This window comes from Amycolatopsis sp. NPDC051373 (assembly GCF_040689465.1).
Classification (GTDB): domain Bacteria; phylum Actinomycetota; class Actinomycetes; order Mycobacteriales; family Pseudonocardiaceae; genus Amycolatopsis.
In genome coordinates, this window is the sequence record NZ_JBFBAE010000006.1 from 20,024 (window position 1) to 43,057 (window position 23,034).

The 23,034-nt window shown below is 71.1% G+C and carries 22 protein-coding genes; 9 read left to right on the plus strand and 13 right to left on the minus strand.

Annotated elements, in window-relative coordinates; all coding sequences use genetic code 11:
• Positions 1-12: 12 nt before the first annotated feature.
• Complete coding sequence (locus AB0383_RS12475) at positions 13-1,029, minus strand: aldo/keto reductase (RefSeq protein WP_366186981.1); 1,017 nt, start codon at positions 1,027-1,029, stop codon at positions 13-15.
• 105 nt (positions 1,030-1,134) lie between these two features.
• Between AB0383_RS12475 and AB0383_RS12480 the strand changes: the two genes are divergently transcribed.
• On the plus strand, positions 1,135-1,977 hold the full coding sequence (locus AB0383_RS12480; RefSeq protein WP_364186708.1) for a helix-turn-helix transcriptional regulator: 843 nt from the start codon (positions 1,135-1,137) through the stop codon (positions 1,975-1,977).
• Here AB0383_RS12480 and AB0383_RS12485 read toward each other — a convergent pair.
• A complete protein-coding gene (locus AB0383_RS12485) occupies positions 1,892-2,662 on the minus strand; it encodes a hypothetical protein (protein ID WP_366186984.1) in 771 nt (256 codons plus the stop codon). The genes AB0383_RS12480 and AB0383_RS12485 overlap by 86 nt on opposite strands.
• A 120-nt stretch (positions 2,663-2,782) precedes the next feature.
• Here AB0383_RS12485 and AB0383_RS12490 point away from each other — a divergent pair, with 120 nt between their 5' ends.
• Positions 2,783-3,457 carry a helix-turn-helix transcriptional regulator gene (locus AB0383_RS12490; RefSeq protein WP_366186986.1) on the plus strand — a complete coding sequence of 225 codons (675 nt, stop codon included), beginning with the start codon at positions 2,783-2,785 and terminating at the stop codon, positions 3,455-3,457.
• Positions 3,458-3,505: 48 nt separating this feature from the next.
• Here the strand turns inward: AB0383_RS12490 and AB0383_RS12495 are convergent, their stop codons facing one another.
• Positions 3,506-4,672, minus strand: a complete 1,167-nt coding sequence (locus AB0383_RS12495) for an acyl-CoA dehydrogenase family protein (protein ID WP_364186716.1) — start codon at positions 4,670-4,672, stop codon at positions 3,506-3,508.
• A gap of 105 nt (positions 4,673-4,777) precedes the next feature.
• Between AB0383_RS12495 and AB0383_RS12500 the strand changes: the two genes are divergently transcribed.
• Positions 4,778-6,442, plus strand: coding sequence for an AMP-binding protein (locus AB0383_RS12500; protein ID WP_366186988.1), 1,665 nt, complete (start codon positions 4,778-4,780; stop codon positions 6,440-6,442).
• A 1-nt stretch (position 6,443) separates the two neighbouring features.
• Here AB0383_RS12500 and purE read toward each other — a convergent pair whose 3' ends face one another.
• From purE to AB0383_RS12535, 7 genes are all read right to left on the minus strand, one after another.
• Positions 6,444-6,941, minus strand: coding sequence for a 5-(carboxyamino)imidazole ribonucleotide mutase (purE, locus tag AB0383_RS12505; protein ID WP_364053176.1), 498 nt, complete (start codon positions 6,939-6,941; stop codon positions 6,444-6,446).
• A gap of 11 nt (positions 6,942-6,952) precedes the next feature.
• Positions 6,953-8,137, minus strand: coding sequence for a 5-(carboxyamino)imidazole ribonucleotide synthase (locus AB0383_RS12510; protein ID WP_366186991.1), 1,185 nt, complete (start codon positions 8,135-8,137; stop codon positions 6,953-6,955).
• Between the two features lie 50 nt (positions 8,138-8,187).
• The gene (locus tag AB0383_RS12515) at positions 8,188-9,333 is read right to left on the minus strand and encodes an NAD(P)-binding domain-containing protein (protein ID WP_366186993.1); all 1,146 of its coding nucleotides are present in this window, start codon (positions 9,331-9,333) and stop codon (positions 8,188-8,190) included.
• Positions 9,334-9,436: 103 nt separating this feature from the next.
• Entirely contained in the window at positions 9,437-11,038 is a 1,602-nt protein-coding gene (locus tag AB0383_RS12520; protein ID WP_366186995.1) for a LuxR C-terminal-related transcriptional regulator, read from the minus strand.
• Between the two features lie 59 nt (positions 11,039-11,097).
• Positions 11,098-12,228 (minus strand): glycosyltransferase 87 family protein, encoded by a 1,131-nt coding sequence (locus tag AB0383_RS12525; RefSeq protein WP_364186805.1) that lies wholly within the window; start codon positions 12,226-12,228, stop codon positions 11,098-11,100.
• A 7-nt stretch (positions 12,229-12,235) separates the two neighbouring features.
• Positions 12,236-13,648, minus strand: coding sequence for a glycosyltransferase 87 family protein (locus AB0383_RS12530; protein WP_366186997.1), 1,413 nt, complete (start codon positions 13,646-13,648; stop codon positions 12,236-12,238).
• Positions 13,649-13,708: 60 nt separating this feature from the next.
• Positions 13,709-14,551: a GGDEF domain-containing protein gene (locus AB0383_RS12535; protein WP_364186732.1), complete on the minus strand. Its 843-nt coding sequence runs from the start codon at positions 14,549-14,551 to the stop codon at positions 13,709-13,711.
• Positions 14,552-14,817: 266 nt separating this feature from the next.
• Here AB0383_RS12535 and AB0383_RS12540 point away from each other — a divergent pair, with 266 nt between their 5' ends.
• The 5 genes from AB0383_RS12540 to AB0383_RS12560 all read left to right on the plus strand — a co-directional run bounded on the left by AB0383_RS12540 (position 14,818) and on the right by AB0383_RS12560 (position 19,926).
• A complete protein-coding gene (locus AB0383_RS12540) occupies positions 14,818-17,070 on the plus strand; it encodes a sigma-70 family RNA polymerase sigma factor (RefSeq protein ID WP_366186999.1) in 2,253 nt (750 codons plus the stop codon).
• Between the two features lie 10 nt (positions 17,071-17,080).
• The gene (locus tag AB0383_RS12545; RefSeq protein ID WP_364186738.1) at positions 17,081-17,584 is read left to right on the plus strand and encodes a GtrA family protein; all 504 of its coding nucleotides are present in this window, start codon (positions 17,081-17,083) and stop codon (positions 17,582-17,584) included.
• A 37-nt stretch (positions 17,585-17,621) separates the two neighbouring features.
• Positions 17,622-18,146 carry a GtrA family protein gene (locus tag AB0383_RS12550; RefSeq protein WP_354871113.1) on the plus strand — a complete coding sequence of 175 codons (525 nt, stop codon included), beginning with the start codon at positions 17,622-17,624 and terminating at the stop codon, positions 18,144-18,146.
• Positions 18,147-18,366: 220 nt separating this feature from the next.
• Positions 18,367-19,227 (plus strand): NAD(P)H-binding protein, encoded by an 861-nt coding sequence (locus AB0383_RS12555; protein WP_366187002.1) that lies wholly within the window; start codon positions 18,367-18,369, stop codon positions 19,225-19,227.
• Between the two features lie 216 nt (positions 19,228-19,443).
• Positions 19,444-19,926: a hypothetical protein gene (locus AB0383_RS12560; RefSeq protein WP_366187004.1), complete on the plus strand. Its 483-nt coding sequence runs from the start codon at positions 19,444-19,446 to the stop codon at positions 19,924-19,926.
• Here the strand turns inward: AB0383_RS12560 and AB0383_RS12565 are convergent.
• Together AB0383_RS12565 and AB0383_RS12570 are read right to left on the minus strand one after the other, a co-directional pair.
• A complete protein-coding gene (locus AB0383_RS12565; RefSeq protein ID WP_364186808.1) occupies positions 19,923-21,206 on the minus strand; it encodes an ATP-binding protein in 1,284 nt (427 codons plus the stop codon). The two genes, AB0383_RS12560 and AB0383_RS12565, sit on opposite strands and share 4 nt — an antisense overlap.
• Before the next feature lie 15 nt (positions 21,207-21,221).
• On the minus strand, positions 21,222-21,923 hold the full coding sequence (locus tag AB0383_RS12570; protein ID WP_364186810.1) for a response regulator transcription factor: 702 nt from the start codon (positions 21,921-21,923) through the stop codon (positions 21,222-21,224).
• Between the two features lie 42 nt (positions 21,924-21,965).
• Here AB0383_RS12570 and hisN point away from each other — a divergent pair, with 42 nt between their 5' ends.
• A complete protein-coding gene (gene hisN, locus AB0383_RS12575) occupies positions 21,966-22,754 on the plus strand; it encodes a histidinol-phosphatase (RefSeq protein WP_354871105.1) in 789 nt (262 codons plus the stop codon).
• Here hisN and AB0383_RS12580 read toward each other — a convergent pair.
• Positions 22,751-22,918: a helix-turn-helix domain-containing protein gene (locus tag AB0383_RS12580; protein ID WP_364186750.1), complete on the minus strand. Its 168-nt coding sequence runs from the start codon at positions 22,916-22,918 to the stop codon at positions 22,751-22,753. The two genes, hisN and AB0383_RS12580, sit on opposite strands and share 4 nt — an antisense overlap.
• Positions 22,919-23,034 lie beyond the last annotated feature (116 nt).

Here is a 23,034-nt window from a genome sequence, read left to right on the forward strand (position 1 = left end):
GTGGCTCAGTGCTCAGCGCCGGCGCAGGCGCTTGTCGAGGATCGCCGGCGTGGGGTTGATGTAGAAGTCACCCGCGTGCACGTCGACCCCCGGCGGCACGATCTCGTCGATGCGGTCCAGCACGTCGTCGCTCAGCTCCACGTCGGCGCCGGCCAGCAGGTCGGTGAGGTGCTCGGGCCTGCGCGGGCCGATCAGCACCGACGTCACCGCCGGATGAGCACGCACGAACGCGATCGCCAGGTGCGGCACGGAGATTCCCGTGTCGGCGGCGAGCTTGGTCAGCTCCGCGACGGCGTCGGCCTTCGCCTGGACGCCCGGCCGCGAGAGGTCGAACATCTGCGCGCCGCGGCCGGCGTTGCGATGCCCGGCCGTCGGGTCGGCGCGGCCGGAGAGCCAGCCGGAGTTGAGCGGGCCGAACGTCAGCACGCCCATGCCGTAGCGCTGAGCCGTTGGCAGCACGCGCTGCTCGACGCCGCGCGCGAGGATCGAGTACGGCGGCTGCTCGGTGCGGAAGCGGTGGTGGCCGCGGCGTTCGGCCGTCCACTGCGCTTCCACGGTCTCCTCCGGTGAGAAGAACGAGCTGCCGATCGCCCGCACCTTGCCCTCCCGCACGAGGTCCGACAGCGCGCCGAGCGTCTCGTCGATGTCGGTGTCCGGGTCGGGCCGGTGCAGTTGGTAGAGGTCCACGTAGTCGGTGCCGAGGCGGCGCAGGCTGTTCTCCAGCGCCCGCTTGACCCAGCGCGGCGAGCCGCCACGCTGGTTCGGGTCCTCACCCATGGGGAGGCCGAACTTGGTCGCCAGCACCACGCCCTCGCGCCGGCCCGCGAGCGCCTTGCCGACGATCTCCTCCGACTCCCCGGTCGAGTAGACGTCGGCCGTGTCGAGGAAGTTGATGCCGGCGTCGATCGCCGCGTGGATCATGCGCACGGACTCGTCGTGGTCGGTGTTGCCCACGGCGCCGAACATCATCGTGCCGAGGGCGTATTCGCTCACGGAGATGCCGGTGCCGCCGAGAATGCGTCGTTTCATGCTTCCCACGTAACCACCGTTCGGACCCGAGGTGAGAAGACTCCCTCAACCGGGGGTCCAGCAGACCCCCCTCTCGGGGCGGCGATCGGCCTTACGCTGGGTCGCATGAGTGAGCAACTCCGGGACTTCCTGCGCTCGCGCCGAGCGAAGATCACCCCCGCCGACGCGGGCCTCACCCCGCACCCCGGCCCCCGGCGCGTGCCCGGCCTCCGCCGCGAGGAGGTCGCGCAGCTCGCGGGGGTGAGCGTGGATTACTACGTCCGCCTCGAACGCGGCCGCAACCTCAACGTCTCCGAGTCCGTCCTCGACGCCATTTCCCGAGCCCTGCAGCTCAACGACCTCGAGCGCACCCATCTGTTCACCCTCGCCAAGCCCACACGCTCACGGCCGCGGCCCCTGCCGCCCCAGCGCGTGCGCCCGGGCCTGCAGCTCGTGCTCGACAGCCTCCACCACGTGCCGGCCATCGTGCTCGGCCGCCGCATGGACGTACTCGCCGCCAACCGCCTCGCCAACGCCCTCTACACCGACTTCGACGCCCTCCCTCCTCGCTCCCGCAACATGGCCCGCCTCATCTTTCTCGACGACACCGTCCGCGGCCTCTACACCGACTGGGAAGGCGCCGCCCGTGGCGTCGTCGCCACCCTCCACCTGTATGCCGGCCGCCACCCCCATGACCCGGCGCTCGCGGAACTCATCGGCGAACTCTCCCTGCGCGACCAGGACTTCCGCCGCTGGTGGGCCGACCACGACGTCTTCGAACGCACCCACGGCGTCAAGCACTACCACCACCCGCTCGTCGGCGAGCTGACGCTGGGCTACGAAGCCATGACCCCCGTCGACGACCCCGAACAAACCCTTGGCATCACGACCGTCGAGCCGGGCTCTCCTTCCGAAGAACGCCTGCGCCTCCTGGCGAGCTGGACGTCACCGGCCACAGTGGACGGTTAGCCTTCCTCGAGTGCTCGACCTTGAACCCCTCCTCTCCCAGCGTTGTGACAAGACGCGCCCGCAACGCCTCCCGCACCTCGGCGTCATCGGGATCGAGCACCTGACCCCGCTCCCGCAACGCCCTCTCCGCTTCCGCCAGCAACCGGACTGCCCGCGCGGCGTCTCCGTCCTTCTCCGCCAGCACGGCACTCGCGAGTTCGCCGTACGGCACCAGGTCACCGACGCCGTGCTCCCTCGCGTACCGCCGAACTCCCTCGAACAACTCCCGAGCCCGCCCGACGTCGCCGGACTCCAGCTCGACGTATCCGAGGTTCAGCCGCTCCCAGACCACGAGATCAGCCAGTCCCGCCTCCTCCCGCAATGCGACGCTCTCCAAGAACAGACTTCGCGCGGCTTCGAGGTCGCCCCGCATCCGTGCCACAGCGGCCAGCACGTGCACCGGCCCTCGCCGCAGCGCGCGGTCGGCCTGCCCGGCCGCCACCTCGAACGCCTTCGTGGCCAGCTCTTGACACCCGGTCAGATCCCCACGTCGCACCGCCACCCGGGCCAACATGCACAGCGCGTCGACCTCACCCGCGGCGTCGCCGGCTCCACGCGCCCGCTCCAGCTCGCGCTGGCTCAGACCCTCGACCACCTCCGTCTCACCCCGCCGAAACGCGGCGAACGCCTCCTCCGCGAACCCCATCCGACTCCCTTCCACAGCAAGTCCATCCAGTGCTCCTCGCGCAGCACGGTGCTCCATCAGCACCACTGTCACCCAGAGTGCCTCAAACGGCGCTGCGCGTCAAGCACTACACTGCTCCTCGTGCAGGATCACCCGGAACCACCGCGCGAAGCACCCGGCGACGCCATCGGCGCCCAAGCCGAGCGCACCTTCGCCCTGAACATGCGCGCGCTGCGAGAAGAACTGGGCGTCTCCCAGGCGGGCCTCGCGAAGAAGCTGGAACGAGTAGGAATCCAGCTCGACAGCACAGCCATCACCCGCATCGAAAAGCACGCCGACGGCACCACCGGGCGGACAATTCGCCTCAGTGAAGCCGTCGCCATAGCGAAAGTCCTCAACACTTCGCTCGCGAACATGGTCCTGCCCGCGCGCTCGAGCCTGTTCGAACAACTGTCGCACGCGACAGAAGAACTGGAATCGGCAACCGACGCCGCCGACACAGCCAATCGCCATCGCGACGACGCCGAGGAAAAAGTCCGCACGCTGCAGAGCCGCTTCGTCGAACGCGAAGTCCCCAGCCTGCAAGAGATCCTGCGTTACACCGCGCGAGACCTGCACCGCCTGGCCGGCACCTGGAGCGAGCAGCGGGAATCGTTCAAACAACAGCGGATCAACCTGGCGAAGAACGCCGACACGACCGATCCCGAAACCGAGTCAAGGCTGCTGCAACTCGAAGAAAAAGAACTGATCTGCCTCGACGTCCTCTACCGCATCGAAGACGCCGCCAAGATCCGCGCCGGGTGGCGACGGCAATAAAAAAGCCCGCGCACCCGGAAAAGGTGCGCGGGCCGAGCAACAAGAACCTCAGCCCTTGAGCAGAGCCCGAGCCATCACCATGCGCTGGATCTGGTTGGTGCCTTCGTAGATCTGCGTGATCTTCGCGTCGCGCATCATGCGCTCGACCGGGAAGTCACGGGTGTAGCCGGCGCCGCCGAAGAGCTGGACGGCGTCGGTGGTCACCGACATCGCGATGTCGGACGCGTAGGCCTTCGCGGCGGACGCCATGAAGCCCGCGCGCTTGTCGCCGCGTTCGGAGGCGGCGGCGGAGGCGTAGACGAGGTGGCGGGCGGCCTCGATCTTCGTGCCCATGTCGGCGAGCATGAACTGCACGCCCTGGAAATCGCCGATCGCCTTGCCGAACTGCTTGCGGTCCTTGACGTACGCGATCGCGGCGTCCAGAGCACCCTGCGCGATGCCAAGCGCCTGCGCGCCGATGGTCGGGCGCGTGTGGTCGAGCGTCTTCAGCGCGGTCTTGAGGCCCGTGCCCGGTTCGCCGATGATGCGCTCGGCCGGGATCGTGCAGTTCTCGAAGTAGATCTCGCGCGTCGGCGAGCCCTTGATGCCGAGCTTGCGCTCCTTCGGCCCCACAGAGAAGCCCGGGTCGTCCTTGTGCACGACGAACGCGGAAATGCCGTTGGACTTCTTCTCCGCGTCCGGATCGGTCACGACCATCACCGTGTACCACGAAGATTCACCCGCGTTGGTGATCCACGCCTTGGTGCCGTTGAGCACCCAGTGATCACCGTCGAGCTTCGCCCGTGCGCGCATCGACGCGGTGTCCGAGCCGGCTTCGCGCTCCGACAGCGCGTACGACGCCATCGCCTCGCCCCGCGCGATCGAGGGCAGCACGATCTTCTTCAGCTCTTCCGAAGCCGACAGGATGATCGGCTGCGTGCCGAGCTTGTTCACCGCCGGGATCAGCGACGCCGACGCGTCGACCCGAGCGACCTCCTCGATCACGATGCAGGCGCCCACGGCGTCGGCACCCTGGCCGTCGTACTCCTCGCCGATGTGCACGGCGTTGAAGCCCGACTTGGTCAGCGCCTGCAGCGCCTCGGTCGGGAACCGCTCGTTCTCGTCGACCTCGGCCGCGTACGGCGCGATCTCCTTCTCGGCCAGAGCCCGGACCGCGGCCCGCAGCTCCTCGTGCTCCTCGGCAAGCTGGTACAGGCCCTCGGCCACTTCCGTCACCTTCTCTGCAGCAATGGGGAGAGTTTTGTCGATGTTAGCGCTCGTTCACGCAGGGCGCGCCGCTCGTTCTTGTGTCCTTGGCCGCACTCTTCGTAAGGTCGGGTGATGGCCATCACCGCGTCGACGCCGCCGCCCGGATTGCCCGCTTCACTCACCTACCCCGAGGTTCCGGTGGGTTCGATACTCGCCGGCGCCGCCGCCCGCTTCGGTGATCGCACCGCGTTCGCCATGGGCGACGACAGCCTCACCTTCACCGAAACGTACGCAGGCGCGTGCAAGTTCGCCAACGCCCTGCTCGCGCGCGGCATCGGCCACGGCGACGTGGTCGCGATCCACCTGCCCAACTGCCTCGCCTATCCGGTCGCCTACTACGGCACCCTGCTGGCCGGCGCCACCTTCAGCCCGACGAACCCGCTGCTCCCGCCCGACGACCTGGCCTTCCAGCTCACCGACTGCGAGGCCGCCGCGGTGGTCACATTCGGGCCGGTCGCGGGCACCGTCGCGGCCGTCGCGGACCGGATCCCGGCCCGGCTGACGATCGTGGTCGCGCCGAGTGCGCCGGCTTGGTCCGACGCCGTCGTCGAGTTCAAGCAGTTCTTCGCCGAAGCGCCGGCCACCCGGCCCGATGTGGCCATCGACGTCCACCACGACCTCGCCCACCTCGCCTACACCGGCGGCACGACCGGCCGGTCGAAGGGCGTGGAGCTCACGCACCGCAACATCGTGGCGAACACGCTGCAGAGTGCGTGCTGGAGCAGTGGTTCCATCCCGGCGCTGGACACGCATGGCGACGTGGTCCTCGACCAGATCGGCAGCGAGGACGAGTGGGTCGGACGCCTCGGCACCGGCGTCGCGATCAACCTGACGCCGTGGTTCCACGCGATGGGCGTGATCGCCGGACTCAACGCCGCGCTGCTCAGCGGTTCCCAGACCGTGCTGCACGCGCGCTTCGACCCGGCCGCGTACGTCGCCGACGCCGAACGCCTGCGCGTGACGTCCCTCGGCGGCGCGCCCGCGCTGTTCGCCGCGCTGCTGGCGACGCCCGCGTTCCACACGGCCGACCTGTCGTCCGTGCGCAGCATCGGCTCCGGCGCGGCGCCGATGAACCACGAGATGATCCGCGCGCTCCACGAGCGCTTCCCCGGCGTCGTGATCGCCGAGGGCTACGGCCTGACCGAGATGACGATGGGCGCGGTGATCTCGCCGTCGTACCGCTCCGGCGTGCGCAAGGTGGGCTCCGTCGGCGGCCCGATCTTCGACACGGAGGTGAAGATCGTCGGCCTCGACGAGACCCCGCTGCCCGCCGGCACCGAAGGCGAGGTGTGCCTGCGCGGGCCACAGATGATGCGCGGCTACCGCAACCGGCCGGACGAAACGGCCGCGGCGCTCGTCGACGGCTGGCTGCACACCGGCGACATCGGCGTGCTCGACGAAGACGGCTATCTGTCCATTGTGGACCGAAAGAAGGACATGCTGCTGTACAAGGGATATAACGTCTTCCCGCGCGAGCTGGAGGAGCTGCTCATCGCACTGCCCGGCGTCGCGACGGCCGCCGTGGTCGGCCGCCCGCAGGCCGACGTCGGCGAGCTGCCCGTCGCGTTCGTCGTGGGGCAGCCGGATGCGGACCTGAACGCCGAGGGGCTGATCGCCGCGGTGAACGAGAAGGTGGTGCCGTACAAGCGGATCCGGGAGCTGTACTTCGTCGACGAGATCCCGGTGTCGGCGGCGGGGAAGGTGCTGAAGCGGGAGCTTCGGAAGCAGCTGCCCTGACCTACTGGCCGGCCTTCTCGCGCAGCGCCGCGTCCTTCTCCAGCACCAGCGTCTCCAGACTCGACTGGAATTCCGCCAGCTTCGACTGCAGCTGCAGGTCAGAAGCCGCCAGGATGCGCACGGCGAGCAGGCCGGCGTTGCGCGCGCCGCCGACGGAGACCGTGGCGACGGGGATACCGGCGGGCATCTGGACGATGGAGAGCAGCGAATCGAGGCCGTCGAGGTACTTCAGCGGGACCGGGACGCCGATGACGGGCAGCACGGTGGCGGAGGCGACCATGCCGGGCAGGTGGGCGGCACCGCCGGCGCCGGCGATGATGGCGCGCAGGCCGCGGGAGGCGGCGGACGTGGCGTAGTCCAGCATGCGCTGCGGCGTGCGGTGGGCGGAGTAGACGCCGACCTCGTACTCCACGCCGAACTCCGCCAGGGCCTGGCCGGCGGCCTCCATGACGGGCCAGTCGGAGTCGCTGCCCATGATCACGCCCACCTGCGGCGCCATATGTGTTCCCTTCAGTGGATCTCGTAGCCGTCGAGCCAGACGGCGTGGGACAGCCAGTGGGCCGACAGCAGCGCGCGGTTGCGCAGGTCGTCCATGTCGTCGCCGACGAAGTTGACGTGGCCGAGCTTGCGGCCGGGACGGTCCTGCTTGCCGTAGAGGTGGATCTTCACCTCGGGGTAGCGCGCGAACAGGTGGTGCACGCGCTCGTCCGGGCTCATCTGCGGCTCGACGTCGGCGCCGAGCACGTTGGCCATCACGCACGCGGGCGCGACGAGGTCGGTGCGGCCCAGCGGGTAGTCGAGCACGCCGCGCAGGTGCTGCTCGAACTGCGACGTGCGCGCACCGTCCATCGTCCAGTGGCCGGAGTTGTGGGGGCGCATGGCCAGCTCGTTCACGAGCAGGCCCTTCTCCGTCTCGAACAGCTCGACGGCCAGCAGCCCCGTGACGTCCAGCATCGACGCGATGCGCAACGCGAGGTCCTGCGCTTCGTGCACGCGCTCCTCGGACAGGCCGGGCGCGGGGGCGAGGACCTCGGTGTTGATGCCGCCGGTCTGCACCGTCTCGACCACCGGGTACGCGGCTCCCTGGCCGAACGGCGAGCGGGCGACCAGCGCCGCCAGCTCGCGCTTCATCTCGACCTTCTCCTCGACCAGCAGTGCCGTGCTCGCGTCGAGCAGCCGCGGCACCACCTCGCGCGCGTGCCGCGCCGTGTCGAGCATCCAGACGCCGCGGCCGTCGTACCCGCCGCGGGCGGCCTTGAGGACCACCGGCCACCGGTGTGCCGCCCCGAACGCGATCACGTCGTCCACAGTGGACACTTCGGCGAAGTCCGGCCCCGGCACGTCCATCCCGGCCATCATCTCGCGCATCACGAGCTTGTTCTGCGCGAACCCGAGCGCCGAGGGCGCCGGCCGCACCACGACGCCCTCCATCACGAGCGTCAGCAGGTGCTCACCAGGCACGTGCTCGTGGTCGAACGTGAGCACATCGACACCCTGCGCGAACTTCCGCAGCGCCTCGAGGTCCGTGTGGTGCCCGATGACGACATCGGACGCCACGAGCGCGGCCGAATCGTCCGCGCTCGCCGACAGGACCCTCAGCGACTGACCGAGGGAGATCGCCGCCTGGTGCGTCATGCGGGCCAGTTGCCCGCCACCCACCATGCCCACCACGGGAAGACCGGTTCGTTTGTCCATAGCGCCGCTCAGGTTACTTGGCGAGACCTGGCGGAGCTGCGGGTACCGGCTCAGTGAGCCACGCCACCAGCACCCGCACCCAGCCGCGCGCGTCCGTTCCGCTCCCCGGCCGCCGCCTTGGTGCGCGCGGCCAGGTGCTTCACGACGTACTCGGCATCGCGGCCGGCGCCGCCCACGAGCATGGACGAAAACGCCCACTGGAACGACAGCCCCACGAAGTACAGGCCCGGTGCCGTGGTCGCCACGCCGCGCTCCTCACGCGGCCAGCCGGAGTCGTCCGTGACGGGCGGGTCGATCCAGGAGAAGTCCTGGCGGAACCCGGTGCACCACACGATGTTGGCGACGTCGAGCGCTCGGCCGTCGCCGAGGACCGGCACCCCGCCGCGGACGCCGGTCGTGCGGTCGGCGACGAGTTCGACGCCCTCGCGGGTCAGGTCGGCGCGCTTCACCCGGATCAACGGTCCGCCGTGCGCCCGGATCTCGAGCCGCAGCCCACGGCCCAGCGGCGTCCGCAGGGTCAGCACGTGTTTGGCCGCGAAGAACAGCACCGGGAAGATGACCCTGGCCGGGCGCCGGTTGATGTCGAACGGGAACTCGCCGCGGATCGGCCCGCTGAGCACCGTCGGATGACCCGCCCGAGCGGCCTCGTACGCGATGTCGCCGCCCGAGTGCGAAGCGCCGACGACCAGCACCGGCCCGGGCTTCAGCTGCGCCGGGTTGCGGTACTCGCTGGAGTGCAGCTGCCGGATCCCGGGGTCGAGCCCGCCGGCGAACTCCGGGACCCGCGGCGCACGGCCGAACGTACCGGTCGCGACCACCACGTTGTCGCAGGTGAACGTCGTGGTCCCGGTGCTGACCTCGTAACCGGCCTCGGTTCGCCTCACGCTCGCCACGCGCTGCCCACCCCTCACGGGCAGCGAGAACCGGCGAGCGTAGGTCTCGAGGTAGTCCGCCATCTCGTCCTTGGTCGGGTAGTGCATCGGCGGGCCCGGGTAGGCCATGCCGGGCAGCCCTGCCGCCAGGGCCGGGGTGAACAACCGCAGCGTGTCCCAGTGGCAGCGCCAGTTGTCCCCGATCCGGTCGTTGCCGTCGAGGACCACGAAGTCGCGACCCCGCCGCGCGAGGTAGTGGCCGGCCGACAGGCCCGCTTGCCCCGCCCCGATGATCACGGTCTCGGTGCGCTCGTGCTCGTTCATCAGTGATACCTCCTGACCAGCACGTTAGGAGCCGCCCGCGCGGTCGGCATCGAACAGCCGTACCACTTCGGTCCGGGGCGGGATGGTCCGTCCGTACCACGGGTCAGATGAGGTGGTGCTGCACCGCGTGGGTGGCCGCGGCGGCGCGCGAGGGCACGCCGAGCTTCGCGAACACGTTCTGCAGGTGCCGGCGCACGGTGTGTTCGCTGATCACCAGCCGCGCCGCGATCTGCCGGTTCGACAGTCCCTCGGCCACCAGCGCCAGCACCTGCAGTTCCCGCTCGGTCAGCGAGGTCGGCGGGGCCGGCGAAACGCTGGTGCCGGCACCGAGCCGGTGCAGGACCTCGTGCGCGGTGGCGAAGTCCACCTCAGCCGCGTCGTCGTCGCCCGTCAGCTGCCGGGCCCGGCCGATGAGCAGGCGCGAGCGGGCTCCGTCGTAGGGCGCGTCCAGCTCGGCCCACCCCTCGCACGCGGCGCGCAGCTCGGCCAGCGCGGCCGAGGGATCGCCCTCCGCCAGCAGGACCGAGCCCCGCGCGTGCGCGGCCGTCGCCCGCAGCAGCGGCATCCCGATCTCGGCGGCGATCGCCGTCAGCTCGTCGGCCGCGCCGCGGGCGGCACCCGGTTCTCCGGCGGCCAGCACGATCTCCACCTGCGCCGCGAGCATCCGGGCGCGCACGAGGTGATCGTCCGCCGCCTCGGCCACGGCGTGGCCGATCGCCGAGACCGCCGCCGCCGTCCGGCCCTGGGCCAGGCGCAGCAACGCGCAGCCGGGCTGGGTGGGATGGCCGTACTCGCCGGCTTTCCGGTAACCGTCGTCGGCCGCGGCGAGCTCGCCACGCAGCCGCCGCAGCTCGGCCTCCTGGTACAGCGCCATGCCGAGCGCCGGCTGACGGCGCAGGCCGGAGAGCCGTTCACCGGCGCGGCGGGCCTCCACCAAGGCTTCCGGCCACGCACCGAGAGCCTGCAGCACCTGCGAACGGTGCACCAGGCACTGGCCCCGGAACAGCACCAGGTCCGGCTGCGCCGCGCACCACGCACTCAGCGACGCCGTCCACTCCTGTGCCCGGATGGCGTCGAAAACCTCGTGGCAGCCTTCGATCGCGCTGCAGTAGACCACTCCGGCGGGGATCGGCGACACCTCGCCCGAGGTCACCGAGACCATCGCCTCGTCGAGCAGGGCCAGTCCTTCGGCGGTGCGGTGCAGCTTGATCAGAGCCCGGCCCTGCGCGTGCCGGCCCAGCGCCAGCAGGTCCGTGTCGCCGAAGCGGGAAGCGATCTGCACGGCGGCGGTGAACGCGTCGTGCGCGCCCCGGGTGTCACCGCCCTGGATGCGTTGGAGGCCGACCGGGACGAGGAGGTAACCCCGTTCGACGCAGTCCAGCCCGTGCTCGTCGAGCAGCCGCCGCGCCCGCGCCAGCCAGCCGTTCGCCCGCGCCGGCTCACCCCGCAGCAGCAGTGGCAGGGCCAGGAAAAAGGCGCATCGGGCAGCCTCGGCCAGCCCACCATCCCGCACATACTCGAGATACGCGCGCTCCCGCGATTCGAAACTTTCGTCGTCGTGCCCGAGCAGATAAGCCGCCGTCGAAAGACGCACGAGATCTTCCGCGGTGAGCGACGCACGGCCTCCGGTGAGCCGTGTGTACACCTCCCGCCACGCCTGTCCGGCGAAGGCCCGCTCGGCCGTCTCGCCGTTCACCACCGCCATGCACCTCCCGGCAGTCGTTCCACTGTACGACGCGGATTCGACGCTGGGGAGCGGCGACGCTATTTCGCGAGCCTCGCCACCGGAGCCCTCAGCCGCAGCTCACGCACCGCCAGGCCGACGATCGTGCAAGCCGCCGCAACGACGTAGGCGTTGCCGAGGATCGACCAGCCCAGGCCCCACGTGAACTCGACGTCGGCGCCGTTCGGGACGAGCATGACGACTTCCGAGGCGAACAGGGCGGTGGCCGCGAGGGCCCACCAGCGGCGGCCAGTGGTGACGAGCAGGGCGATCAGCGGCACGGCCCACACCCAGTGGTGCGACCAGGAAACGGGCGAAAGCAGCAGCCCGTAAAACGCCGTCACCAGCAGGGCGGCCTTCGGTTCGCCGCGGCGGTGCAGCCGGATCACGAGCCACACGGCGGGCACGGCGAGCACCGCGCCGACGGCGACGGCCACCGTGAGCGACCACGGGGCGAGGGCCGAGGCGCGGTTGACGAGGCCGTTGAGCGACTGGTTGAAGATCCACGTGACCGAGCCGACGCGGCTGGGGTCGGTGGCGGACTTCGTCCAGAAGAACCACGCGTCGTGCGGGATGACGGCGAACATGACGGCCTCGAGGCCGACGAAGGTGATAAGGGCGCGCAGGCCGTCTTTCCGACGGCCGGTGAAGAACAGGTGCGGCACGAAGATCAGGGGCGTCAGCTTGACGGCCGCGGCGACGCCGATCAGCACGCCCGCCCAGCGTGAGCCACGCAGCGAAAGCACCAGGACGTCGACAACCACGAACGCCATCAGGATCAGGTTGATCTGGCCCAGGAACAGCGTTTTCCACACCGGTTCCAGAGCCAGGGCCAACGCGGTGCCGCCGAGGAGCCACCAGCGCGAGGGATGCGCGACGACCGCGATCACCACGGTCAGTGACACCACCGACAACACCGTCACCACGCCCCACACCAGCCCGGCCGGCACGAGCGCGAGCGGGAGGAACAGCGCGGCCGCGGCGGGGGTGTAGGTGAAGGGCAGCCGGACCCAGTCGGGCAGGGTCGTGAGATCGCCGGTGGTGTAGAGCGGCTCGCCCTTGAGCAGGGTCAGCGCACCGGCGCGGTAGACGGCGCTGTCGGCGCCGAGGTGGCGGTGGGTGAGCCAGACGACGACTCCGAGGACAAGCGCGAGGAACGGCAGCGCCGGCAGGCGCGGATCAGTGAGCCGGCGTGGCGTCGGCACGGTCCGCGGCCTCCCCTGAACCCGAACCCGAGCCAGAACCGGAATCCGGCCCCGAATCCGGACCTGGGCCCGAACCGCGATTACGCGCCCGCCGCTGCAGCCCCCACCGCAGGATCAAGGCAACCCCCAGCACCACCGGCATCAGGATGTACGCGTCACCGAGGACGTTCTGCCACACCTTCCAGTGCAGCTCGACGTTGCGGCCGTTCGGCAGGATCAGCAGCACGCAGCTGACGAACACGAACGCCACCAGCCCCGTGCCCAGCCAGCGTTTCCACGCCGTGGCGGGCGTCGTCTTCGGCAGGCGCGACACGAGCAGCACGATCAGCGGCGCCACCCACACCCAATGGTGCGACCACGAGATCGGCGACATCAGCAGCGTCCAGAACGCCGTGACGAGCAGCGCGGCCAGCGCCTGGCCCTTGCGGTGGAAGCGGATCAGCAGCCACAGCGCCGGGATCGCCAGCAGCAGCCCGACGCCCATCGCCGCCTTCGACGCCCACGGCGCGAGGTCGGTGGCGCGGTTCATCAGCCCGTTGAGGGACTGGTTGCCCGCCCAGTGCACCGGCCCGATGCGGCTGGTGTCGGGCAGCGTCGAGGTCCAGTAGCGCCACGCGTCGTGGGAGTTGATCAGGAACATCAGGCCCTGCAGGAGCACGAACGTCGCGAGCCCGCGCAAGGCGTCCTTGCGGCGGCCGGTGATGAACAGGTGCCCCAGGAACACCAGTGGCGTCAGCTTGATCGCGGCCGCGACGCCCACCAGCACGCCGCCCCACCGGCTGCCGCGCGCGCCGAGGACGAGCATGTCCAGCAGGATCATGGCCATCAGGATCAGGTTGATCTGGCCCAGGAAGATCGTGCGCCACACCGGTTCCAGGCCGAGGAAGACCACGAAGAACACGATCGTCGACCGCGCGGGCGAGGCCCACCACCGCGGCCCGTCCTCCTCCGGCCGCGGCAGCGCGCCGATCGAGATCCGCACGGACAGCGTGAGCGCGCCCAGCGAGACGGCCGTCAGGAACCCCCACGCCACCTGCGTCGGCACGAGCGCCAGCGGCACGAAGAACAACGCGGCCGTCGGCGGGTAGGTGAACGGCAGCAGTGCCCACCACGGTTCGGTGGACAGCGTGTTGGTGTCGTAGAGCGAGTCCCCGTGCAGCAGGGTGAGCGCGCCGCCGCGGTAGACCGCGCTGTCGACGCCCAGCCCCCACTCGTGCGTCCAGCCCCAGATCCCGACACCGATCGCGACCAGCGGGATCACCGACAAGATCAGGATCGACCGCGGCCGCATCGACAGCCTGGCGAGTGACTTGCGCAGGGCCAGGCGAGGCTGAGCAGCGCTCGCCGGAACTTCGCCGTCGACGGCGGAGGGTACGGTCCTGGTCACCACACCAGGAAATCATGAACGCGCGGGAGCAGGCCCGATGGGTCGGGCCGCGGCCGAGTGTCAGCCCCGGGCGAGGTCCGCCAGCAAATTGCACGCACCGTCGTGCGAAGCAGGCAGGCGAACCGCCGAGACGCGCGGCCGGTTGACCTCCCGAAGCTGCGCGTCAATCGACAGCCGGTCGTTCAGCGCCCGGCGCAAAGCCACTCCCCGCGAAGCCAGCCGGCCGTCCCGGCGGCACAGCACCGCGACCACCGACGGCCCCAACGTCGCGTGGCTCTCGCCGGTGTCGAAAACCGCGCGCATCGCGTCGGCCACCAAGATCATCCCCGTCAGCCGGGGCCAGCCGGACACCGTGGTCAGGTCCATCGCCACCACCAGCAGCACGTGCTCGTCGGCCGCACTCGCCCGGTAGACCTCCGCCAGCCGCGTTCGCAGATACGCCGCGGAAGGCAACCCGGTCAACGGATCGGTCACCTCGGTGTGCACGAGCTGATCGGTCGCCACGTCCGCCCACGCCAGCGCGGTCACGCGCAGTAACCGCGCGGGTGTCGCGTCGACGTCCGGTGAGACGAAGCCGTCGACCGCGTCCGGGTCGGCGAGCACCGCGTGCAGCGCGGCCAGGTCGGACAGCGTCTCCGCGAGGTTCGCGCCCGCGGCGGCCCGGGCTCGGCCGAGGCCGGCCAGCGCCGTCTCGGCGCCCGTCGCGCCGTGGCGGACCACGGCGGCGCACACGGCGTCCACTTCGGGCAGTGCCCAGTCGCTGGGGAAGCGCCACCCCGCGGCGAGACTGGCGGTGCGCCATCTGGCCCGCAGGGCGCGCAGGTTCCGATCCCGGTCGAACCGGGCGCGGGACTCCTGCTCGCCGGCGGGACCGGACAGTGCCCCGGTCGCCGGTACATCCACTGGCCACCGCTCCTTCCCGGTCGATGTCGATCTTGTCCTGCTCCACTCAGGGGACGTGACACCGCCGTCCGCGTGACGGCGTTCCGGGGTCTTTTTCGCAGGACGGCCGCAGCGACACACCCCAGACCCGGGTGAACTTGTTGCGCCGACGGAGTCAACACACCGACCACGAGGTGACGCGTATCGCCGCGTCCGTCACACTTGTGCTCGCGTTACAGAGGTAGATCGTGGCTGGCCAGGCCGCGTGCGCCAGATGAAGGAGCCCCGTGTCCACCGTTCCCGCCGATCTGTCCGGTAAGAGCGACGCCGAGCTGATCGCCGAGGTCCGCTCCGGGAACATCGCCAGCTACGGGCCCCTTTACGAACGCCACAGCGGCGCCGCCCACAACCTCGCCCGCCAGCTCGCGCGTTCGAGTTCCGAAGCCGACGACCTCGTGTCCGAAGCCTTCTCGAAGGTCCTCGAGACGCTGCGCGGCGGCAAAGGTCCGGACACCGCGTTCCGCGCGTACCTCCTCACCGCGCTGCGCCACACCGCGTACGACAAGACCCGCCGCGACCGCCGCGTCGACCTCAACGAGGACATGAGCGACGCCGGCGGGGCTGTCGGCGAGGCGCTCACCGTCCCGTTCTCCGACACCGCCGTGGCCGGGCTCGAGCGCACGCTGGCAGCGAAAGCGTTCGCGCGGCTGCCGGAACGCTGGCAGGCCGTGCTCTGGCACACCGAGATCGAGCAGCAGAGCCCCGCCGAGGTCGCGCCGCTGCTGGGTCTGACCGCGAACGGCGTGTCGGCGCTCGCCTACCGCGCCCGAGAGGGCCTGCGCCAGGCGTACCTGCAGGTCCACCTGCAGGAAACCGCCGCCGAACGCTGCCACGCCACGGCCGAGCGGCTCGGCGCGTGGACGCGCGACGGGCTGTCCAAACGCGAACGCTCCCAAGTGGAGAACCACCTCGACGAGTGCGAGGACTGCCGCGGACTGGCCGCCGAACTGGCCGACGTCAACGGCGGCCTGCGCGCGATCATCGCACCGATCGTGCTGGGCGGCGCCGCGCTGGGCTACCTCGCGACGATCGGCGCCGCGAAGGCGAGCGCGGCCACGGCGGGTGCCGCCGTCGGTGCCGGCGCCGCCGCGGCGGGTGGCGCCAAGGCCGGCGCCGCGGCCGCCGCGTCCGCGCCACGCCAGTTCGCCGGCGTCGCGGCTTCGGGCGCCGCCATCGTGGCGACGGTGGCGGTCGCGCTGGCCGCGGCCGGCTCGCCGCAGGAGATCCACGTGGCCGCGCAGGTCCCGCCGCCGGCCGCCGCGCCCGCGGTGCCGCCGGCCAAGCCCGCGCCTCCCGCACCCCCGGCCCCGCCCGCACCGCCGCAGGCGCCGCCGCCCGCGGTCCCCGCGCCCCCGCCCGTCCAGCCGCCCGCCGCGCCGCCCGCGGCACCGCCGCCCCCGGCGACACCCGCGGCGGCGAAGATGTCGGCAACCACACCTTCGGGTGATCTCGAGCTGCAGCCCGGCGCCGGGCCGGTGAACCTGCCGATCACGGTCCGCAACGACGGCGGCAGCCCGTCCGACCCCGTGCAGGTCGCGTTGAACCTGCCGCCCGGTGTGTCCGCGGTGCCCGCGGGAGGTGGCGGTGGTGCGGTGAGCGGTTTCTCGCGCCAGGCCGATACACCGGCGACGACCCAGCTGAGCGTCGACTGCCCCGGCGGCACCGGCACCGTGACGTGCAAAACGGGCTCCGGCCTGCAGCCCGGCCAGACGGCCGTGCTCACCTTCCGCCTGCAGGCCGACGACTCCGCGCAGGGCGGCACCGTCACGGGTTCGGTCACCGCGGGCGCGACGATCAAGGTCGCCGTGAGCGTGAAGGTCACCGTGAAGTCGCCGCCCGACCTGCTCGCACTGCAGGCCGACACCGACGGGCTCTCGGCGTTCCCGTGGACGCGCAACCCGCTCGTCTACGTCCGCGTCCGCAACACCGGTGAAACCATGAAGCCGGTCACGGTCACGTTCGATCACGAGCTGTACCAGTCGTGGAGCCTCAGCGGCTTCCCGTGCCACTCCACGGACACGGGCGCCACGTGCACCACGCGGGGCGCGCTCGCACCCGGCCAGCACGTGAACCTGTGGGTGCGGCTCAAGGGCCGCCCGGCGCACAACGCGGCCGTGACCGTGAACGCGACGCTCGGCAAGGCGGCGCAGCAGGCCACGGTGTCGTTCGGCTGCTGGCTCGGCATCTGCGACGTGCCGTACCCGACGACCGGAGTCCCGCCGACGCCGTCTTCTTCCTCGACGACGACCTCGGAGACCTCCGAATCGTCCAGCTCGTCGAAGAAGCCGCCGCACAAGAAGCCGACGCCGTCGAGCACCCCGCCGGCGAAGCCGACGGACCCGGTCACCACGACCCCGCCGAGCACGCCGCCGACCACAACTAGCGCGCCCCCGACACCGGGAAGCGGCAACTCCGGCAAACCCGGCGAGACCCCGCCGTCGATCGAGCCCCGCGGCTTTTTCGACTGGCTGAGGGGGTAGCGTCGCCCAGGTGCGAGGGTTCCTGGCGAAGCACCGCGAGCTGCTGCGGTTCGCCGTGGTCGGCGGGATCAGCTTCCTGATCACCACGGCGATCACGTACGTCCTGAAGTTCACCGTGCTGCGGGCCAACCCCGTCACGGCGCTCATCATCGGCGTGCTGATCGCCACGATCTTCTCCTACGTCGCCAACCGCGAGTGGTCCTTCCGCACGCGCGGTGGCCGCGAGCGCACGCACGAGGCCGCGCTGTTCTTCCTCATCAGCGGCATCGCGCTGGGGCTCAACGCGCTGCCGCAGTGGATCTCGCGTTACGTGCTCGACCTGCAGATGCCGCACCTGACGCTGCTCGGGCAGGAGATCGCCGACTTCGTGAGCGGCATGATCATCGGCACGCTGCTGGGCACGCTGTTCCGCTGGTGGGCGTTCAAGAAGTGGGTGTTCCCCACGGAGGGTGCCCGCCTGCGTGCGGTCAGGTCATCGGAAGATGCGGACATTCCCGGCAGGAAGGCCGCCTGAGACCCGCGGTGACCTCGGGTTCTCTAAACTGGCTGGTGTGACCGTTGTCGAGACCGTGCTGGCCCGCACGCCGGAGCCACTGCGCTCGGTGCTCATCAAGCACCGGGAGATGCTGAAGTTCGCGATCGTCGGCGGGACGACTTTCGTGGTCGACAACGGCGTCTGGTACCTGCTCAAGCTCAGCGTCCTCGAGTCGAAGCCGACGACGGCGAAGGCCATCGCCATCATCGTGGCCACGATCGTGTCGTACGTGCTCAACCGCGAGTGGTCCTTCCGCACCCGCGGCGGGCGAGAGCGGACCCACGAGGCCGCGCTGTTCTTCGTGATCAGCGGCGTGGCGGTGGTGGTGAACCTGATCCCGCTGTACGTCTCGCGGTACGTGCTGCACCTCGAAGAGCCCTTCGTCTCGAGGTTCATGCAGGAGTTCGCCGACTTCGCGAGCGGCTCGATCATCGGCATGCTGCTGGCGATGGTGTTCCGGTACTGGGGCTTCAAGAAGTGGGTTTTCCCGGCCGAACTCGGCGAACGCCGGCGTGAGCAGGTCACGCGGCTGCCGCGGTAAATTAATTGCTCGCAGACATGGACTTGTCTAGAGTCATGTTTGTTGTTGTTCCTTCTTGAGACGCCGCCCGGGGTCGACCGGGCCGGTGGGACGAATCCGAGGTGGTCGCCGAGCGCGAAGAGGACCGCACCCGTTCACGGGTGCCGGTTGGAACCTTTTCCCGTCTCGTGCCCTCGCACGCCCTCGTGCGGTTTTCGTTCTGTCTCAAGGAGTTCTTTTCGTGATCCTCGTTCTCGGCGCCACCGGCAAGGTCGGCCGCGCCCTCGTTCCCGCACTGCTGGACGCCGGTGCCCCCGTCCGCGCCCTCACACGCGACCCGGGCCGCGCCCGCATCGATCCCCGTGCCGAAGTGGTGCGCGGCGACCTCGACGACGTCGGTTCCGTGCCGCTGGACGGCGTCTCCCGGGTGTTCGTGTTGACCTCCGGTCACGGTGGCGACTCGGCTGCGCAGGAGACCGCGCTCGCCGTCGCTGCCGCCCGGGCCGGCGTCACCCACCTCGTGAAGCTGTCCACCACCGGCGTCCATTTCGGACAGACGGACCCGATCACCCTCGCCCACGCCCGCGCGGAGCAGGCGATCCGCGAAGCCGGTCCCGTGTGGACGATCCTGCGCCCCGGCGCGTTCATGGACAACCGCCGCTTCTGGCTCCACTCCGCCCGCACGGACGGCGCCGTGTACGTGCCCGAAGGCGACCCCGCGTCGGCCCTGGTGCACGTCCGCGACATCGCCGCCGTCGCCACGCTCGTGCTCACCACCCGCGGCCACGAGGGCGCCACCTACGAACTCACCGGCGGCGAAGCCCTCACACCCGCCCAGCAGGTCGCCATCCTCGCCGACGCGCTCGGCCGGCCGGTGCGCTACGTCGAAGAGCCCGAAGCCGCCGCACGCGCACGCATGCTCGCCCTGGGCTGGCCGGCCCAGGCGATCGACGGCACGTTCGAGCTGAAGCGCCAGTCGGCCGGCCGGGAGGACGTCGTGTTCGACACGGTGGAACGGCTGCTGGGCCGCGAACCGCTGACGTTCGCCGACTGGGCCGAAGAAGTCGCCGGGCCGGGGACCGGTCCCCGGCCGCAGCTCTAGCCTCGGCCTCCGGAAAGGGGGCGCGAGGTGGACCGGGAACCGGCGGTACCCGAGTTCGTACTCGTCATCGGCGCGATCTGGCTGGTGGGCATGACCTGCATGACCTGATACACCACCGCGAAGATCCGCTCCTCCAGGGCGTTTCGCCGCCGGCAGGTGCTTCAGATCGCCCGGATCAGGGAAACGAAGCCGGCTCCCGTCGAGGTGGGTGCGCTGGTGTCGGTCCACCGCTCGGAGGGCCGACACCAGAGGCGCCGGGTCGCGCTGTGGGCCACGGTGATCGGCTTCGTCGGGCTCGCGGCCGTGCTCTTGGTCGACTTCACCGCACTCGGCGACGACTCAGGCGACCACGTGGTGCCGATCGGGGGCTTCGCGGCGCTGGCCGGGCTCGCGTTCGCCGTGCTGGCGAGCGGCGTGAGCGTCGGCGTGCGCGAGGTGCGGCACGGCGACGAGGAGTTCCGCCTGTACGAAGGCGGCTTCGTCCATACCGACCGCGACGACACACGGACGGTCAAGTGGGCCGACGTCGCCTACGTGCACCACCGGACCGGCGGCACGCGCTGGACCGCCGTCGGCAAGGTCGAGCTCCGCGACGGCGCGCGGATCGTTGTCGCGGGTCCGGTGGAGAACGGCTTCTCGCTGCTCGAAACGGCGAAGCTCGCGGTCCACCTCGGCCGGTATCCGCGCCGCTCGGGCTAGCGCGGCACCGGCTCGGCCGGCCAGCGGACCTCGCCGACGTCGTCCGGGCGGGGCACCTTCAGGAACAGGCTGAAGATCGCCGGGCGCTTGTTGGACAGCTCCAGGCGGCCGCCGTCGGCTTCGACGAGGGCGCGGGCCAGGGCGAGGCCGACGCCGGTGGAGCCGCCGCCGGAGAAGCCGCGTTCGAAGATGTGCGGGGCGAGCTCGTCGGGCACGCCGGAGCCGGTGTCGCCGACCTCGATGACGACAGTGGCGTCGGACTCGCCGCGGCGGGCGGCGAGGGTGACGGTGCCGGCGCCGTGGCGCAGGGCGTTGTCCAGGAGGACGCCGATGACCTCGCGCAGGCGGCCCGGGGTCGCGCGGGCCATGAGGCCGTCGGCGATCTTCAGGCGCAGGTTGCGGCCCTCGACGCGCAGCAGCTGGCGCCACTCCTCCGCGACTTGCGGCAGCGTCGCGTGCAGGTCGACGGGCTCGGCGTCCACCTCGCGGGCCGCGCGGGCGGCGGCGAGCAGCTCGTCGAGGGCTTCGGCCAGGCGGTCGGCCTGCTCTTGCGCGGCGCGCGATTCCTCGACGACGTCGGGGTCGCCGTGCACCGTCAGCGGTTCGAGCCGCAGCTGCAACGCGGTGAGCCGGCTGCGCAGCTGGTGCGAGACGTCGCCGACGAGCTGCCGCTCCCGCTGCACGAGCTGCGCCAGCGCCGAGGCCGACGTGTCCAGCGCCTCCGCGACCATGTCCAGCTCGGCCACGCGGTAGCGGCCCGGGTCGGGCCGGAAGTCGCCGCCGCCGAGGCGCGACGCGCGGTCCGCGACGTGCCGCAACGGTTTCGCCAGCCGGCGCGCGGTCACCGTCGCCACCACCGCGCCGGTGCCGACGGACAGCACCACCAGCAGCACCACGAGCAGCGTCACCTGCGTCTGCTTCGTGCGCACCGGGCCCCTCGGGATCGACAGGACCACCTCGCCGTGGCGTGCCGTCGGCACGCGCTCCACGACCGGGTCGGGCCCGGGGTTGACGCCGAGGTGCTTCTCGATCAGCCCGTCGCCGCGGACCTCCAGGAACCCGCCGTGCGGCACGCCGACGCGGAACTGCTGGATGTCGATCTCGTCGCCATTGGCGACCTGCGTGTCGACCGTCGCGGCGATCACGCGCGCGCGTTCGGCCAGGCTCTCGCGGTTGAGGTTCTCCACCAGCCGCCAGGCCGTGACGCCGAGCGGGATCCCGAGCACAGCCGCGGTCACGAGCACGGCCAGCAGGATCGCCATCAGGATGCGGCGGCGCATGCTCATCGCTCGGCGCTATTCGACGTTGAAGCGGAAGCCGACGCCGCGGACGGTCGCGATGCGTCGTTCGCCGTCGGAGTGCGCGGACTTGGCGGGGCGCCCGGCCGCTTCGTCGGCCGCGACGGCGAGCTTGCGCCGCAGCCAGGACATGTGCATGTCGAGCGTTTTCGACGTCTTCGACTCCAGCTCGTTCCACACCTCGGCGAGGATCTCGTCGCGGCTCACGACCTGGCCCGCGCGGCTCATCAGCACGCGCAGGAGCTCGAACTCCTTGTTCGCCAGCTGCACCTCGTGCAGGTCGACGGTGACGAGCCGCGCGCCGAGGTCCATGCGGACACCCCCGGATTCGAGCACCTCCGGCACCCGGCGGCGCAGCAGCGCGCGGATGCGGGCCAGCAGCTCCGCCAGGCGGAACGGCTTGGCCACGTAGTCGTCGGCCCCCGCGTCGAGCCCGACGACGAAGTCGACCTCGTCGGTGCGGGCGGTGAGCATCAGCACCGGCAGCTCGGTGCCGCCGGCGCGCAGTCTGCGGCACACCTCCAGCCCGTCCATGCCCGGCAGGCCCAGATCGAGCACGAGCAGGTCGACGCGGTGGGCGGAGGTGGCGCCGAGCACCGCCGGTCCATCAGTGACGACCTCGACCTCGTACCCCTCTCGCTGGAGCGCCCGGGACAGCGGCTCGGCGATGGTGGGGTCGTCTTCGGCAAGTAGGACCATGCTCACCTCGCCAACCTTACGGCGAACACCCGTGAAACCATCGTGACCGTGCCTGGCTACGAGGATGATCTGACCCTTGCCACCCGGCTGGCTGACGCCGCCGACGCGATCACCACAGCGCGTTTCCGCGCGCTGGACCTTTCGGTGTCCCGCAAACCCGACCGCACGCCGGTGACCGACGCGGACACCGCCGTCGAGGACGCCATCCGTGCGATCCTCGCCACAGAGCGCCCCGGCGACGCCGTCGCGGGCGAAGAACGTGGTGGTACGGCGGGCGCGACCGGCCGCGCGTGGGTGCTCGACCCGATCGACGGGACCAAGAACTTCCTGCGCGGCGTGCCGGTCTGGGCCACGCTGATCGCGCTGGTCGAGGACGGCTCGCCCGTCGTCGGCATGATCACCGCGCCGCTGCTGGGCCGCCGCTGGTGGGCTTCGCACGGCGACGGCGCCTACAGCAGCGACACGGCCGGCGTGCGGCGGCTCGCGGTGTCGGCCGTGGCTTCGCTGGAAGACGCGTACCTGTCCACGACGGACCTCAACACGTGGACCGAGTACCACTCCCGCGAGAAGTACCTCGCCCTGACGGAGGCCTGCTGGGAGAGCCGCGCGTTCGGCGACTTCTGGCAGCACTGCCTCGTGGCGGAAGGCGCGCTGGACCTCGCGGCCGAGTGCATCGTGAACCCGTGGGACGTCGCGGCCGCGCAGGTCCTCGTGACCGAGGCCGGCGGGCGCTTCAGCGACCTCACGGGCGCGGCGACCTACGAGGGCGGCTCGGCGCTGTCGAGCAACGGCGCGCTGCACGACGCCGCGCTGGCCGTGCTCAAGCGCTAGCCGGGTAGGTGCTCCTCGGCCCACTGTGACAGGTCGCCGAGCACCGGGATGAGGGCCTTGCCGGGCGCCGTGAGCTCGTAGGACACCGCGACCGGCGGCCCTTCGAACACCGTGCGACGCACCAGGCCGGCATCGGTCAGCGTCGTGAGCCGCTGGGACAGCACCGAGTCGCGGCGCCAGCCTGCGGGTGATCGACCGCGCGCTGGCGCCGGTCGATCCCGAGGTCGGCTACAACGGCGCCGACACGTTCCCGCCCGAGTTCGACGCGATCCTCGATCCG